Below are 16,172 nucleotides of genomic sequence, written 5' to 3'. Positions count from 1 at the left end.
AGACCTGTCAATTCACCGTGGCGGTCCCCCCGCCATAAATCTCAACCGCCGTGGCGGTGGAACCATCGCTCCACCTCCTGGCTGGAGAAGGTCTTGACCACCGGCCGGCCGTGGGGACAGTGCGTGAACACCTCGCTGGTTTCCATCTGGTGCAGCAGCTTGAGCATTTCCGCCGGCTGCAGGCGGTTGCCCGCCTTGATCGCCGCCTTGCAAGCCATGGAGGCAAGCAGATCGTCCACCGCCTGGGGCACCGTCCGGTCGGCTGCGACCGGCAATGGGCCCCGCAGCCCGTCGAGCACCTCCCGCAGCAGCCCGCCGGGCTCCACATGGCTGACCAGAGCCGGCATCGCCTTGATGACCACGGTGGCCTCGCCAAAGGGCTCGGCCTGCAGTCCGAGAGCGGCAACGGCCTCGCTCTTCTGCTCCAGGGTCTCGGCCTGCGCCGGGGTCAGTTCGACGGTCACCGGAAACAGCAGGGTCTGGCGGGGAATCTGAGCCTCCTGATACCCCTGTCGCAACTGGCCGTACAGAAGCCGCTCGTGGGCCGCGTGCTGGTCGATGACCACCAGTTGGCCCTCCCGCTCGCACAACAGGTACAAGGAAAACAGCTGGCCGATCAGGGTCAGGCCGGCCGCTCCCCCGGCAGGGGGCGACGGAACCACGGCAAAGGGACTTGCCGGGCTCGGCGGGGCGGCCAACGGCGCGGCCATCGCCGGCGTCGACCGACCATACCTGTCCATTGCGGGCAAAGGCTGTTGCTCCACCGGCTCGGCGGTGGTCATCGTCATGGCAGGAGGAACCGATCGGAGTGCCTCGCCGCTGTCCACCGGCCACGCCCTGGACGAGGAGGACGGCGGGGCGAACAGGCTATGACGCTGGCTCTGCTGGTAACCGCACATGGCCGCGGCCACCCGATCGACGATGAACCGGTGCACCGCCTCGCTCCTGCGGAAACGAATCTCCCGTTTGGCCGGATGGACGTTGACATCCACCTGATCCGGAGAAACGGTCAGCAGCAGGGCACCGGCCGGCTGAAAGCCCTTCATGAGAAATCCCTGCAAGCCCTCGACCACCGCATGGCGGATCATCGCGTCCTGCACCGGCCGGTCGTTGACCAGGATACGCAGACGGGCATTGGTTGCCTGCGCCGCCTCCGGCAGCAGCAGATAGCCCTCCAGCATCATCCCGTCACCTTCGTCCTCTGCCGCCACGGCCAGCGGCAGCAGCGTTTCCCGGTAGCGGAACACCTCGCGTACCCGGCGCTGCAGATCGGCACCCGGCGAATACTCCAGTGCCACCCGGCCATCGACATGGAGGGTGAAGCCGACCTGCGGATGGGCTAGGGCCTGGTTCCTGACCACCTCCTCGATGTGGTGCATTTCGGTGCGCGCCGACTTGAGGAATTTTTTGCGCGCCGGCATGTTGCCAAACAGATGGCGCACCTCGATCACCGTGCCCCGGCCGCATCCGGCCTGATGAACATCGCGCAGGGTGCCGTAGCGGATCTCGGCCCGGGTGCCCAGTTCCTGGGTCTGCGGCCTGGAAAGAATGGTCATCCACGACACCGAGGCAATGCTGGGAATGGCCTCGCCGCGAAACCCGAGGGTAGAGATGGCCGCCAATTGCCCCTCCTCGCGAATCTTGGAGGTGGCGTGACGTTCGAGGCACAGCAGCACGTCGTCACCGTCCATGCCGCAGCCATCGTCGGCCACCCGCAACAGGGTGCCGCCGCTGCCCTCGACATGGATGTCGATGCGGCCGGCTGAGGCGTCCAGGCTGTTTTCCACCAATTCCTTGATCACCGAGGCGGGACGTTCCACCACTTCGCCGGCGGCGATCTGGTTGGCAAGCTGTTCGGAAAGAATGCGTATGCGCGACATGGGTCCGGGAAGGGGGTGTCTTTAACGGTGCCGAATTGCTCAAATCATGGTAACAACCGCACAACCCGGGGGTTCGCGGGAAAAGCCCGGCCCATCATGGCGTCACCGCCCCTCCTAGCGTGCGAATGTCAACACTACCGTTTCTTCGTGTTCTTGTCCACCAAAGCCTCCCATCAATTGCCGCCGCTTCCGGAACCGCCCGAGCCGCCCTATCGCGGCTGGGTGCTGGACGAGCGCCATCTGTCCCGTCTGCTGCTGACCATTGCCGCGACGGTGACCGTGCTGCTCGGTGTGGTGCTGGCCTGGTTCATGTCCCTGCCCGACATCCGTACGGTGGACGATTACCAGCCGCAGGTGGCCACCCTGATCCTTGACCGCGCCAACCGGCCGATCGACGCCATTGCCCGGGAATTCCGCATCGTCATCCCCTATGAACGCTTCCCCGCCCTCCTGCCCCAGGCCTTTGTCGCCGCCGAGGACAGCCGCTTCTGGCGCCACGAGGGCCTTGACGGCTGGTCGATCGCCCGCGCGGCCTTCAACAACCTCCGCTCCGGCCGGCGCAGCCAGGGCGGTTCGACCATTACCCAGCAGGTGACCCGCGCCCTGCTGCTCAGCCGGGAAAAGAGCTACACCCGCAAGCTGGCCGAGGCGGTGCTCTCCTTTCGCCTGGAACGGCTGCTGAGCAAGGAGGAGATTTTGTTCATCTACCTCAATGAAATCTATCTCGGCGAGGGGGCCTACGGGGTCGAGGCCGCGGCCCTGACCTATTTCGGCAAGGAGGTGGGCCAGTTGAACCTGGGCGAGATCGCCCTGTTGGCCGGACTGCCGCAGTCGCCGAGCAACTATTCGCCGCTCAAGCAGCCGGAGGCGGCGAGAAACCGGCAGCGCTACGTGCTCAACCGCATGGCCGAGGATGGGTTGATCACCCCGGAGGCGGCGCGCGAGGCCTACGATCAGGGGCTGCAACTGGCCGGCAACTGGCGTCAGGCGCTCCATGGTTATTTTTCCGCCTATGTCCGCGGACAACTGCTCACCACATACCAGGAGGCCGATCTCTACCGCAAGGGGTTGCAGGTGGCCACCACCGTCGATGCCCGGCTGCAGGAAGCGGCTGCCAAGGCGATCCAGGCCGGCGTGACCCGGGTGGCCATCCGCCATAGCGATCTGGCCGTGCCTCAAGGTGCCCTGGTGGCCCTGGACAGCGCCAGCGGCCGCATCCGGGCGATGATCGGCGGGGTCGATTTCACCGCCACCCAGTTCAACCGGGCAGTGCAGGCCAACCGCCAGCCGGGCTCCGCCTTCAAGCCGATCGTGTATGCCGCGGCCCTGGAACAGGGCGTTTCCCCGGCGGCGGTGTTCAACGACGCGCCCCTCTCCCTGACCAGCGGCAATGGCCGGCCGTGGCAGCCGCACAATTTCAACAACGAGTATCGCGGCCCGATGCCGCTGGCCGAGGCCCTGGTCCGTTCCAGCAACGTGATCGCGGTGCGCCTGGCACAGCAGATCGGGGTGGAGCGGGTTGTCCGCACGGCCAGGCGGATGGGCATTTCCGCGCCGCTGGATGCAAACCTGGCCCTGGCCCTCGGGGCCTCGCCGGTCTCGCTGCTGGAACTGACCGCCGCCTATACCGCTTTTGTCAACCAGGGGCTCTACCACCCGCCGGTGGCCATCACCCGGGTCGGCAACCGGCAGGGGCGGATCACCCCCTGGCCGCAGCCGCAGGGGCAACAGGTGATCGCTCCCGAAACCGCTGCCTGGCTCAAATCGGTCATGACCCAGGTGGTCCTGCGGGGCACGGGCAAGAATGCCGCCGGCATCCGCGGGGCCGGCGGCAAGACCGGCACCACGGACAACAACGTCGACGCCTGGTTCATCGGTTCCGCCCAAGAGCTGACCACCGGCGTGTGGATCGGCCACGACCGCAGCATGTCGCTGGGCGTGGGGGAAACCGGCGGCCAGGCCGCGGCCCCGGCATGGAAACACTTCATGCTGCAAGCCATCAACTAAAGCCCGGGAATCGAGCCGATGGACAACACCCGCCTTCTCCAAACCTGCTACGACGGCACGCCCATGGACAAATTGGCCCGCGCCCGGGCCCTGCTGGCCGGATTGCCGGCCATGGAGCACGATCCTTGCCTGCAAGCCGAGCTGCAACAGCTGCGCCGCCACGCCGAACTGCTTGACGAGCAGATGCGGGCCATGCACCTGGGCCCCCTGTGCAGTGGCTGCGCCGCCCAGCCCGGCGGCGGCTGTTGCAGCGCCTTCATGGCCGGCAACAGCGACGCCCTCCAGCTCCTGATCAACCTGCTGTTGGACGTTCCGCTCGCCTTTGACGCCTACTCCGGCGACAGTTGCGGCTTCCTTGGGCCCCGGGGCTGCCGCTTCCTGATCAAACCGATCTTCTGCCTCAACTACAATTGCAGCCACATCCTCAACAGCGCCGATCCGGCCGACCTGACCCTGCTCTACCAACGCTCCGGGGCGGTGCTCAGTTGTCAGACCCGGATAGAAACATCGCTGATCGAACGACTGCGCCGCCTGCCGCACGGCAGCCCGGCCCCCTTTTGACCACCAGGAGCCACCGTCATGCTGTGTAACGCCACCCTGCCCACACCGTTTGGCCTCTTTACCCTGAGCGCCGACGACATCGGCCTTCGCGGCCTGCTCTTTCCCGCCGAACAGCCGCCGCTCCCGCCGGGTTCGCTGGTCGCGCTCGCCAGCCAGCCGCTGCTGGCCGAGGCCGGCCAGCAGCTGCTCGCCTACCTCGCGGGCAGACTGCACCGCTTCGATCTCCCCCTGTCCATCCACGGCACCCCGTTTCAACAGCAGGTCTGGGCACAGCTGCGCGCCATCCCCTACGGCGAAACCCTGACCTACGGCGAACTGGCGGCATGCATCGGCGGCCGACAAAAGGCGCGGGCAGTGGGCGGCGCGGCCCACGCCAACCCCCTAGCGATCATCATCCCTTGCCACCGTCTGATTGGAGCCGGCGGCAAGCTGACCGGTTTTGGCGGCGGCCTGGCGATGAAGCAGGCCCTGCTCGACTTGGAACGACAAAACAGGGACCAGGAGAAAAAAGAGGCGTAATCTGTGGGAAAATCATTTACCCTTGCCGGGTAAACCTTTCAGGGAGGAAAGACATGGTGGACATTATCATTGGTTCGACCGAACCGGTTGGCCTGCCGACCGGCAAGCCCGGCCCCACCGGCGCGCCGGTGGAAGCGGAACTGCTCCACGTGCGCGAGCCGCGTCATCGCATCGTTGGCCCCCTGGGCCAGGAACGGCGGCGGCAGCAACGCCAGGACCCGCACAACGGCAAGGTCCTGACCCTGCTCATCGCCGACGGCGCCAGCCTGCCCAAGGATCTGGACATCAAGAAGTATAAGGTTCTGCTACGGTTCATGAAAAAATAACCACCCAGCCTCCGTTGCATCGCGCTCGGGAGCTGGTTTGTCGCTATCCATCCAAAACGTTGGCTACAGATTGTCCAACGGGTTGCACACGCCCAGGGGCTCGCGAACCAAAAACGCCCAGGCATTCAAGGCCAGAAGCTGGGTACGGGCCGAGACCTTGCCTGCACCGCCAGATGCTCCAGATGCCTGCGGATATCGTCACAGCCTCCCCCTCCACCTTCGTTTCCTCCAGCCCACGGGCAAACCGGTTGGCCCAGCTCCGATAGGCCTCCTCGGTGCGTCACACGGCAACCGTCGCGTGCGCTACACCGCGACCATGCGGTGTTCCGAGGGCGGACCGCCGTCATCCGTTCGCTCTGCGGCGATCACCGAGGCCGAGGGCTGCGGCAGCGCCTCGTTGTGCAGCGCTTGCCGCCAGCGGGGAAAGGTTGACGGTGGCGCTTGTTTGTCTTTTGACTTTGTCGTAATAGAAAAAAATTGCCTGAGCCCCCGTTGGCTTCGAGCAGATTTTTGTTGTTTGCCGCTGGCCGATGAAGGTGAATGCACCGTTAGCCGCGTCGGTTGACCCTATTTTTACACTGAAAGAGGAGGACATCGTGATTGCCCAGAAAATTTTCATGGCCGGATTGGTGCTGTGTTGTCTTGCCCGGATCGCCTCGGCTGACGACAGTGGTTTGACCAAGGAATTTGCTGCCTGTATGGACGCCTCTGGCGGCGTGACGGTTGAAATGATCGAATGCATCGGAGCGGAAACAAAACGGCAAGACGAGCGCCTCAACAAAGCGTACAAGGAAGTGATGGCGCAACTTTCCGAGACGCGGCAGAAACAACTGCAAGATGCCCAGCGGGCTTGGATAAAATTTCGGGATGCACATTGCCATTTCCATGCCGATCCCGACGGCGGAACGATGGCCACGGTTCGCACCAATGACTGTTTCCTGTCGGCCACGGCGTCTCGCGCCCAGGAACTCGAAGGGTTCAAGGAGTGATGCGTCATGGGAGAGGGCGCAGCCGCCTCCCCTGCCGCCCGATGGCCAACCGTGCGCCTCTCCGGCCCTCCTTTTCCTTGCCTGTGCCGGCCGCCGAATAAACGATGCTCTGGGAAGTTTCCCGTCTCACCGAAGAAACCCGTTCGCAGGCCTGGAGAAGAAATCTTGGCCAGGCGTGCCAGAATTGGGTACAGTAGGCCCCCGTGGGCGGGAACGGATGGGGGAGTGGAAGCGCGCCAAGGCTGTACACATCGGAGGCAATCCACGCTCCCCCCGCCTAGCCGCCGTGGTTCCGGAGCACGAGCGCTCATTGCCCCTCCGGGTGAGGCGGCGCCAACACAGGGTGGGAGAGTTGATGAACATGCGCATACGCCTGCTCAAGCCGATTTTCATGGGGTTGTTGTTGCTGCTGGCGTCCTTGCCGGTACGAGCCGGACTGCCGCAAGGCAAAAACCAGGTGCTCATCATCCATTCCTACCACTCCGGCCTCACCTGGACCGACGCGATCATGAGCGGTATCCGCGACACCCTTGTCGGCCAGGACCCCAGCATCCAGTTGACCGCCGAATATCTCGATGCCCGGCGATATCCGGAGCCCAGGTTCTCCACCAGGATCCGGGAGTTGGTGCTCGCCAAAATTCAACGCGCCACGCCCAACCTGGTGATGGTTGCGGACAACCAGGCCCTCGACCTCATCCTCGAACAAGGTCAACACCTCTTCCCCGGGGTCCCGATCGTCTTTTGCGGGATCAACGATGTGCAGCCCACCACCCTCGCCCGCCATCCGGCAATCACTGGCGTGGCCGAAGAGCTTTCCGTCGTGGAAACGGTGGATCTTGCGCTCCGCCTCCACCCCGACACCAAAAAAATCATCGTGATCGGCCGCAGTACCGTGGCGGCGGACAAGCTGAATCGGGAAAGTTTCGTCGCCGCGCTCCCCAAACTGCCGCAGCAGCTGCAAGTCCGTTTCTGGGACGATCTGCCGGGCCCTGAACTGGCGGCCCGGTTGGAAAAACTGGACAGCGGTTCGGTCCTGTTCATCAACGGCCTGATCAGCGACGAAACCGGCCGGCAGATGATGTACGGCGAAACCACCGCATGGATCTCGCGGCACAGCAACGTGCCCGCCTATTCCCTGTGGGATGTGTATCTCGGCCACGGCATCGTGGGCGGCAAGCTGGTCAGCGGCTATCGGCAGGGCCAGATGGCCGGACACCTGGCGCTGCGCATTCTCAACGGCGAACGGATCGAGCGGATTCCGGTCATAGCTGGCGTTGAAGCCAACCGCTATATGGTTGATTACCGGCAACTCGAACGGTTTCGCATCCCCTTGGCCAAACTCCCGCCGGACACGATTGTCATCAACCGCCCGGATTCGTTGTACGACACGCACAAGGAGCTCGTCTGGGCCACGGTCCTGGTCGTGACCGTCCTGGGCGTGCTTGTGGTCCTGCTCGGTGTCGCCGTCGTCCACCAGCGCAGGGCCGAACGGGCCCTGCAGCGCAGCGAGGAGCAGATGCGCCTCTTCTTTGAACGCCAGATCGTGGGAATGGCGATCACCTCGCCCGACAAGGGCTGGCTGCAGGTCAATGACCGGTTCTGCCGCATGACGGGTTACTCCCGCGAGGAACTGGAGCTGCTGGATTGGGCGAAACTGACCCATCCGGACGACCTAGCCGCCGACCTGAACCTGTTTGGCCGGCTCCTGGCCGGCGAGATCAATGACTACGCCCTGGAAAAGCGCTTCCTCCGCAAGGATGGGACCACCATTGTCGTCAACCTGTCCGTGGGTTGCGTGCGGGATGAACGCGGCGCAATGCAATATGTCCTGGGCGTGGTGGAAGACATCACCGAACGCAAGCGGGCGGAAGAATCGCTGCGCCAAAGCCAGGAATTCCTCTCCTCGATTCTCGAAAATCTTCCGAACATGATCTTCATCAAGGATGCCAAGGACCTGCGATTTGTCCGCTTCAATCGGGCCGGCGAGGAACTGCTGGGATACCGACGGGAGGACCTTATCGGCAAGAACGATTACGATTTTTTCCCCACGGAGCAGGCCGATTTCTTTATCCGCAAGGACAGGGAGGTGCTGAAAGGAGGCCAGCTCGTGGACATCGCCGAGGAGGTGATCGACACCAGGGCGGGCCGGCGCATCCTGCACACCAAGAAAATACCGGTGATGGGCGATAACGGCAGCCCCGCCTACCTCCTCGGCATATCGGAAGACATCACCGAGCGCCAGCAGGCGGCCGAGGAGCGTGAAAAATTGCGGGAGCAGCTCAGCCAGGCGCAGAAACTGGAGTCCGTCGGCCGCCTGGCCGGCGGCGTGGCGCATGATTTCAACAACATGCTCTCCGCCATCCTCGGCCATGCGGAACTGGCGATGCGGCTGTGCGCCCCGAACGATCCGATCCATGCCCGGCTTGAGGTGATCGAGCAGTCCGCCCTCCGGTCCGCCGACCTTGTCAGCCAGCTGCTGGCCTTTGCCCGTAAACAAACCGTGGCGCCCAAGGTGCTGGACATGAACGAGACCGCGGCCAGCCTGCTGCGGATGCTGCAACGGTTGATGGGGGAAGACATCGATCTTGTCTGGATCCCCAAAATCGATCTGTGGCCGATCAAGATCGACCCCTCCCAGATCGACCAATTGCTAGCCAACCTGTGCGTCAACGCCCGGGACGCGATCTCCGGGGTGGGCAAGGTGGTCATCGAAACCGGGAATGCCACCTTCGATGCTTCCTACTGCGCCGTGCATCCGGACTTTGTTCCCGGAGAATATGTGATGCTGGCGGTGAGCGACAACGGCGACGGCATGGACAAGGACACCCTTGCCCACATTTTCGAACCGTTTTTCACCACCAAGGAGCCAGGCAAGGGCACCGGTCTGGGACTGGCCACGGTCTATGGCATCGTCAAGCAGAACAATGGCTTCATCCATGTCTACAGCGAACCGGCCAAGGGCACGACCTTCAAGATCTACCTGCCCCGGTTTGCGGGGGAAAACAGCGACCCACTGACCGAACCCGGCGCCCATCCGCCCAAGGGGCACGGCGAGACGGTGCTGCTGGTGGAAGACGAGGCGATGATTCTGGATGTGGGCCGGGAGATGCTCGAAACACTGGGCTACACCGTGTTGACCGCCAATACCCCCGGCGAGGCGATCGATCAGGCCACCGCCCATCCCGGCGAGATTCAGCTCGTCGTTACCGACGTGGTCATGCCGGAAATGAATGGACGGGACCTGGCGCACGCTCTCCGCGCCCTCAGGCCCGGCCTGAAATACCTGTTTGCCTCAGGCTACACGGCCGACATCATTGCCCATCACGGTGTGCTCGACGAGGGGGTTGTTTTCATCCAGAAACCGTTTTCGATTCACAACCTGGCCGCCAAGGTGCGCGAGGCATTGGAACGCGAATAAGCCCCTTGCGCGGCGGGAACAGACGCGGAAACAAACCTCCGCCATCAGCGCGATCAGAGGCGATACACGGCATGATATGGGGCGCGGGGCAACGTGGTTTTGAACACATGCGCCAATAACCCAAGAGTTGCAACAGACGCGACGCACACACGCCGTTGATGCGGAGCGTTACCTCCCCTCCATTCTTTTTAATTTTGCAAGGAGAAGCATGATGGACGACAAAACGATCACCGTGACCTGCCCGAAATGCGGCATCAAGATCACCAATACCGTCGGTTGGTTCAAAAAGCCCGGCAACTGCTGCCCTGGCTGCCAGCTGCGCTTTTCCACCGAACGGTTCAAGCGGGCGGTCGAGGCGGCGGAGCACCAGGCCTAGGCGCCCCCAGCCAGTGGCGAACAGACAAAACAGCCCCGGACCGCAGTGCGGTCCGGGGCTGTTTGCGTTTCAAACAAGAAAAACAAGCGCTTATTCGCCCTTGCCTTTCAGGATACGCCTCTTTTCTTATAGATGCAGGGGGTGGGCAAGCAGCCTCGTTTGCCCGCCGGGAATCGGTGGGCACGCGAAAAACGCGAGCCCACCGACGGCTACAGGACAACTTGACAGCGAATTGGAATCAGAACGGCCGCAGGACCCAGATGCCGCAGGGACAGGTATCGGCGCAGAAGCCGCAGGCAATGCACTTGTCGTCATCCGAGACGTACTCGTAATCGACGCCGTCCGGGCCGGGGGTGATCTCCCGGCGGTAGATGGCCCCGGTCGGACAGATGGTCTCGCACAGGTGGCAGTCGCGGCAGGAACCGCAGCTCAAGCAGCGGGCCGCCTGCTGGTCGTCGGTGGCCCCCCGGTCGGCGCACGGATCGTAGTGGGCCAGGGTCAGATCCTCGTAGTTGATCAGCCGCTGCCGGAACGGCACCCACTCTTCGCCCTTGAAGGCGGCGATCAGATACTCGGCGGTCCGCTTGCCGGCCCCCAGGGCATTGGTGGCCAGACCGGGCCGTTCGACATCGCCCACGGCCAGGATCTTGGGATCGCTGGTGCGGCCGGCCTCGTCGGTCTTGATCCAGGAGGCGCCTGCCACCTTGACCACGTCCACCGAATCGGGCAGGAAGGGTAGGCTGGGGATGTCGCCAATGGAGATGATCACCGTCTGCGCTGGCAGCAGGGTGCCGTCGGCACCGACCACCCCTTCGGCGGTGACCTCGCGGGTCATGAACGGCCAATGGAAAGTGGCGCCCAGGGCCTCGGCCGCAGCCCGCTCCTTGCCGAAGGCCAGCGGTTTCTGGATATCGACCAGCACCACCTGATCGGCGCCCAGACGGTAGGCCTCGGCGGCGACATCGCAGCCGACGTTGCCCGCGCCGATGATCACCACCTGCTTGCCGGTGGCCATGGGTGCATCGCTCTTGGCTGCCTTGAGGTAGTCGAGCGCCGGGATGACCCGTTCGCTGCCGGGAAAGCTGAGGGTGCGCGGCTGGTGGGTGCCGACCGCCACCACCACCGCGTCGAACTCGTTCTTCAGTGCCTCAACCTTGTCCTTGCTCAAACTGACGCCCAGGTTGACATGGAGGTTTTCAGCCTTGAGGAAACGATCGACCTCCACGTCCCAGACCGCGCGCGAAAGCCGCTCCCAGGGGATGGTCTGGGCCAATTTGCCCCCTAACTGGGTGTCGCGCTCGAAGATATGGGCCTCGATGCCGTTCAGGGCCAGATGCCAGGCCACGGCCATGCCTGCCGGGCCGCCGCCGATGATCGCCACCCGTTTACCGCTGGCCGGCTTGGCCTCGGGCGGCTCCACCGCCCGCACCGAGCGGCCGAGCACCGAGGCGTCGATCGAGTAGTCGATCTTCTCGCGCGAACAGTTCTGGATGCAGAGGTTGGGGCAAATGGTGCCGCAAACCGAGGCCGGGAACGGCGTGTAGCGCAGCAGCATCTCGTAGGCTTCGTCGGCGCGGCCCTCGCGGATCAGACGCAGCCGGTCGATGGTCGGGATGTGGATCGGGCAGTAGAACGTACAGGGCGCAGCCGCGTCGCGGTTGGCCCAGAAGGGTTTCTTGCGGCGGAATTCACCGGGCTCGATCACGCCGATGACGCTGCGCTCCAGGCCCGGGGCAATGTCGCGCAGCGGGTCGCCACCGCCGAAGCCCTGGTCCCAGATCCGCCGCCGAAACTCGGCCATGGGCATGGGGCCGGAGAACATCAGGGCCCGCTCCTGCGGGGTGATGGCGGAGAGCACGTGCCACTCCTCGCGCACCGACAGGACGGCCAACAAATCGGGCCGCCCGATCTTGGCGAGAAATTCGGGCATCCGCTCGCTCAACCACTGCCAGTCCTCGTCGCTGGGCGGGATCAGCTTGGCGTTGGTGGCCGAATAGGAGCCGTCGGTCTTGCCGCGGAAGAAGATCTTGCCGCCAACCATGCCCACGCAGGGCCGGTAACCGAGCACATTGTCCGGGTTTTTGGGATCGATGCCGCAGACCACGCCCAGACCGCCGCAGTTGAACTCGGCAAAGGTGTCGCCCACCGAACCGAGCACCCACATTTCGGGCCGCTGGTAATCCGGGTTCCACTTGGTCATGGTCAGGCCGCGGGCGCCGATCGAGCCGCCGATCATCACCCGGCCGCCGGCCATGGCGTTGCACGCGCCGTTGGTGGCATCGCCCTTGACGATGATGTCGGCACCGATGTTGAGGTAGCCGACATCGTCCGAGGCCGCGCCCTCGCAGATGATGGTCGCGCCCGGCAGGCCCATGCAGCCCAACCGCTGGCCGGCCGGTCCCTTGACCCGGATGGTCAGGGGCCGCTCCAGGGACCCCAGCCGCAGACCGATGTTGTGCTGGCCATAGGATTCGAGGATCAATTCATCGGCAACGGCCGCCGCGCCCCGGACCTCGGCCTCGAAGTCCTTGGACGAAATCCGCTGGTTGTTGGCATCCCGGCCGCGGACTGTGAGTAGGGTAGGTTTTGTTTCGCTCATGGTGTCTAAGAATCCTGTACTGAAGTCCTGTCTCAGCAGATGTAGTTGATCTGCAGCCGTTCGGCGATGGCCTTGTCGTCAATGCCCAGTGCATCGGACATGCCGATGGGCAGACTCTGGGAGCGGCCGAGCGGCGCCATGATCTTCTTGATCTCGGTGCGGATGGCCATGAACACGTCGACCACCCGCTGGGCGACATCGTCGGGATCGAGGCGGCGATAGAGCTTGGGATTCTGGCTGGTGATGCCCTTGGGACAGAGGCCGACGTTGCACACGTTGCACCGGCCCTTCTCGTTGCCCAGGCAGCCGGCGGTCGCCTGCATGATGTATTTGCCGATGTGCACGCCGGAGGCGCCGAGCATGATCAGGGCCATGCCGTTCTGGGCGACGTTGCCGTTCTTGCCGATGCCGCCGGCGGCGAACAACGGAATCTCGTTTTGCCGCCCCTGGCGGACCAGATCGAGATAGCATTCGCGCAGGTTGGAGGCGATCGGGTGGCCGGTGGCGTCCATGCTGACGTTGTAGGCCGCGCCGGTGCCGCCGTCGATGCCGTCGATCAACAGACCGCCGGCATAGGGGTTGCGCACCAGGTTGTTGAGCACCGACTTGGCCGAGGTTGAACCGGAGATCTTGGGATAGACCGGCACCCGGAAGCCGAAGGCCATGGACATGGTCTGGATCATCTTCATGACGCTCTCCTCGATGGAGTAGAGCGTCTGATGCACCGGCGGCGAGGGCAGATCGACTCCCTCGGGCACGCCGCGCAGCCGGGCGATTAGCTTGCTGACTTTGAACCACATCAGCAGACCGCCATCGCCGGGCTTGGCGCCCTGGCCGTACTTGATCTCGATAGCCGCCGGATCGCACTGCATCTCCGGAATGGCGCGGATGATCTCGTCCCAGCCGAAGTAGCCGGAGGCAATCTGCAAGATGATGTATTTCAAAAACGGGCTCTTCAGCACCCAGGGCGGACAGCCGCCCTCGCCGGTGGCCATGACCACCGGAATGCCCAGCACCTCGTTGCAGTAGGCCACGCCCTGCAACAGGCCGAGCCACATGTTGGGCGACAGGGCACCGAACGACATCGAGCCGATGACGAACGGGAAGATCTCGCGGGTGGGCGGAATCCACTCGCCGGCCAGCTTGCGGCGGAGAAACTCCTCCGGCGGCAGCACCCGGCCAAGGATGGTATTGATGTTGAACTCGTGGCGGCCGGCATCGAGCGCCGGATCGGTGAGCATGGAAATACGGCCGAACGAGATGCGGTCGAGCACGGTCCGGCCGGGGACGTTACGCCGGCCGCCGCGCTTGTAGGCCTCGCCCTTCTGGTTGAGGAGGAAGACCGACCGGTGCTCGTTGTCGTTGGCGTGCGGGCCGATGGCCTCGTTCGGACACACCGAGGCGCACATGCCGCAGCCGATGCACCGCTTGGCGATGTCCGTGCTCTGGCGGATGCCGGTGAAGTGGCGGTAGTCGCTGCCCCGCCTCTTCTGCAGCACATCGAGCTTGGGCACCCGCTGGCGGAAATGGGACAGCGAGATGGCGCCCACCGGGCAGGCCGCGGTACAGCGGCCACAGAGCGTGCAGCGATCCTCCCGGTGCTCGATGATCCAGGGGAGGTCGTGATAACTCAGGCTGCTTGGGGAAGTGTAAATTGATCGAACTGAGACCATATTGTGAGTTCCTTTCGCTCGGGTGGAATAATGACGGTGTGCTGCCGCATGGGCTGAAAATCAAGGGCCGGGTCACGGTCCGGAACCATGGCGTCGACCCCGCACATCTCGGAGGCAATGGCCCAGGCGCCGGGACGGCCGCCGACCGTGGCCGGTCGCATCTTCTTCTGATCCATCACCAGCATGCAGGTTTCATCCGGGAGGGTGGCGATGACCGCGTTGGGTCCGTCGATGATCAGACGGCGGCAGGCGGTACGCAACCCTTTGAGGAAATCGCCGTTGGGATGCACGTCCAGCTCCTCGGTTTTGAGCGGGGTGATGACGTGCTTGTAGAGTTCCAGCGGCAGCTTCAACTTCTTGGTGATGTAATGGAGGATGTGGGTGAAGGTCTCGGAATCGGAATGGTAGCCGATGTAGCCGGGGATGTTCTTGCCCAGGAGCCACTCCTTGATCGGCACGAAGGCGGTGTTCTCGCCATTGGTCATGGTGGCGATGCCCTGGATGAAAAACGGGTGGCAGGCATAGAGGTTGATGCCGTAGTTGGTGTTCTGCCGGCCCTGGGCCATGACCACCCGCGCCCTGAGTCGGCCATCCGACAGCCCCAGGGCGTCACCAACCTCCAGCGGCCAGCCAACCTCCTTGAGCATCACCACGTCGCGGTACAGGGAAAAGATGGTGATGTCGCCGCCGTGGGCGTCGCCGTCACGGCGGATGGCCAACCGGATCTCCAGCAATTTATCGTCGATCTGCTCCGGGGTTAAGCCGGCCCAGGCGTCCGGCATTTTGTAGGCGCGCACCATGTAGTTGAACCGGTCCTTGGCTTCGATCAGCCCCGGCCGTCGCTCGAACTCATGGACGTATTTGACCTGGAACCCCTGACCGCCCATCCAGTCGGTCAGACGATGGAAGGCCGCCTCGGTGTGGGCGATGCCGGAAAGGACCACATGGTGGGGCTTGAGTTTGAAATCCTCGAATTCCACTCCGCGCAGCAGCAGGCCAAGCCCGCTGCCGTCGTAACCTTCCTGCATGGCCTCCATGGCGGTGAGGACATCATAGGGCGAAAAGGGTGTATCTGCGCTTTTAAGGGCTAGTCGGCACATGAACGGCTCCTGATAATCGATCGTGGACGAACAGAGGCAACCGTGACAAAAGTTACATTTTTGTACACTTGTTAACAACTTTGTAATAAACGGATCACAAAATTGACAAGGGTTGCAGGGAAAAGTTTTTACAGAAAAGGAAAATGGTTGTCAAGAGCAAAGGACCCCTCGGCGAAGAGGTGGGCCGGCGCAGTGCCGATTCGGGGATGCCGAGGGGGAAAAGGAACGGAGGCGGGGGAGGTTATTTGCCAAGGACGTTGGTGATGCCCTTGGCCTTGTCGATGGTTTCCTTGACGTCGGTGATCTCCTTGACCACCGGCAAATTTTTCTTGAGGCTGTCGCCGGCCTCCTCGACTTCGCCGAGTCCCTTCTTGAAGGAGCCAATGGCCTTGCCGAGCCCGGCGCCGATTTCCGGCAGTTTTTTGCTGCCGAAGATGAGGAAGGCGATCAGGAGAATGATGATCAGTTCAGGGGTTCCAAGTCCAAACATTGCACATACCAGGTGGAAGGAAGGGACGAAAAAGGGGACGGTTCACGCCTCCTTGTTTTTGTCGTCGTCCAGTGTTTTGGGTTCGTCATCCTTTTTGGTCGCCTCCTTGAAGTTACGGATGCCCTTGCCGATGCCGCTGCCGATTTCCGGCAGTTTGCCGGCGCCAAAGATGATGACGATGATAACCAGGATAATGATCAGTTCAGGCATTCCGAGTCCGAACATGGTGACACC

General features: G+C 63.4%; 13 protein-coding genes. 7 read left to right on the top strand and 6 right to left on the bottom strand.

Features of this window, described 5'->3' with window-relative positions; translation table 11 throughout:
* Positions 1-41: 41 nt before the first annotated feature.
* Positions 42-1,880 (bottom strand): DNA mismatch repair endonuclease MutL, encoded by a 1,839-nt coding sequence (gene mutL / locus DESPR_RS04480; RefSeq protein ID WP_015723624.1) that lies wholly within the window; start codon positions 1,878-1,880, stop codon positions 42-44.
* A gap of 153 nt (positions 1,881-2,033) precedes the next feature.
* Between mutL and DESPR_RS04475 the strand changes: the two genes are divergently transcribed.
* From DESPR_RS04475 to DESPR_RS18320, 7 genes are all read left to right on the top strand, one after another.
* Complete coding sequence (locus DESPR_RS04475) at positions 2,034-3,887, top strand: penicillin-binding protein 1A (RefSeq protein ID WP_052302057.1); 1,854 nt, start codon at positions 2,034-2,036, stop codon at positions 3,885-3,887.
* A gap of 18 nt (positions 3,888-3,905) precedes the next feature.
* Positions 3,906-4,448: a hypothetical protein gene (locus tag DESPR_RS04470; protein ID WP_015723622.1), complete on the top strand. Its 543-nt coding sequence runs from the start codon at positions 3,906-3,908 to the stop codon at positions 4,446-4,448.
* An 18-nt stretch (positions 4,449-4,466) separates the two neighbouring features.
* Complete coding sequence (locus DESPR_RS04465) at positions 4,467-4,967, top strand: methylated-DNA--[protein]-cysteine S-methyltransferase (RefSeq protein WP_015723621.1); 501 nt, start codon at positions 4,467-4,469, stop codon at positions 4,965-4,967.
* Positions 4,968-5,020: 53 nt separating this feature from the next.
* Positions 5,021-5,293, top strand: coding sequence for a hypothetical protein (locus tag DESPR_RS04460; RefSeq protein ID WP_015723620.1), 273 nt, complete (start codon positions 5,021-5,023; stop codon positions 5,291-5,293).
* A gap of 530 nt (positions 5,294-5,823) precedes the next feature.
* Positions 5,824-6,282 carry a lysozyme inhibitor LprI family protein gene (locus DESPR_RS04455; protein WP_218918273.1) on the top strand — a complete coding sequence of 153 codons (459 nt, stop codon included), beginning with the start codon at positions 5,824-5,826 and terminating at the stop codon, positions 6,280-6,282.
* A 355-nt stretch (positions 6,283-6,637) separates the two neighbouring features.
* Positions 6,638-9,700: a PAS domain S-box protein gene (locus DESPR_RS04450; RefSeq protein ID WP_015723617.1), complete on the top strand. Its 3,063-nt coding sequence runs from the start codon at positions 6,638-6,640 to the stop codon at positions 9,698-9,700.
* Positions 9,701-9,908: 208 nt separating this feature from the next.
* The gene (locus tag DESPR_RS18320) at positions 9,909-10,076 is read left to right on the top strand and encodes a hypothetical protein (protein WP_169701524.1); all 168 of its coding nucleotides are present in this window, start codon (positions 9,909-9,911) and stop codon (positions 10,074-10,076) included.
* A 238-nt stretch (positions 10,077-10,314) separates the two neighbouring features.
* On the opposite strand, the gene DESPR_RS04445 is transcribed toward DESPR_RS18320, so the two are convergent.
* The 5 genes from DESPR_RS04445 to tatA (DESPR_RS04425) form a co-directional block, all read right to left on the bottom strand.
* The gene (locus DESPR_RS04445; RefSeq protein WP_015723615.1) at positions 10,315-12,675 is read right to left on the bottom strand and encodes an FAD-dependent oxidoreductase; all 2,361 of its coding nucleotides are present in this window, start codon (positions 12,673-12,675) and stop codon (positions 10,315-10,317) included.
* A gap of 32 nt (positions 12,676-12,707) precedes the next feature.
* Positions 12,708-14,348 (bottom strand): glutamate synthase-related protein, encoded by a 1,641-nt coding sequence (locus DESPR_RS04440; protein WP_015723614.1) that lies wholly within the window; start codon positions 14,346-14,348, stop codon positions 12,708-12,710.
* On the bottom strand, positions 14,306-15,448 hold the full coding sequence (locus tag DESPR_RS04435) for a class II glutamine amidotransferase domain-containing protein (protein ID WP_015723613.1): 1,143 nt from the start codon (positions 15,446-15,448) through the stop codon (positions 14,306-14,308). The genes DESPR_RS04440 and DESPR_RS04435 overlap by 43 nt, the downstream gene beginning before the upstream one ends.
* Before the next feature lie 241 nt (positions 15,449-15,689).
* On the bottom strand, positions 15,690-15,938 hold the full coding sequence (gene tatA, locus DESPR_RS04430; protein WP_015723612.1) for a twin-arginine translocase TatA/TatE family subunit: 249 nt from the start codon (positions 15,936-15,938) through the stop codon (positions 15,690-15,692).
* Between the two features lie 42 nt (positions 15,939-15,980).
* Positions 15,981-16,163, bottom strand: a complete 183-nt coding sequence (tatA, locus tag DESPR_RS04425) for a twin-arginine translocase TatA/TatE family subunit (protein ID WP_015723611.1) — start codon at positions 16,161-16,163, stop codon at positions 15,981-15,983.
* Positions 16,164-16,172: the final 9 nt, after the last annotated feature.

The sequence above is a fragment of the Desulfobulbus propionicus DSM 2032 genome (assembly GCF_000186885.1).
Classification (GTDB): Bacteria; Desulfobacterota; Desulfobulbia; order Desulfobulbales; family Desulfobulbaceae; genus Desulfobulbus; species Desulfobulbus propionicus.
Note: the sequence above shows the minus strand (reverse complement) of the source record. Positions and strands in the feature narration are given on the sequence as shown.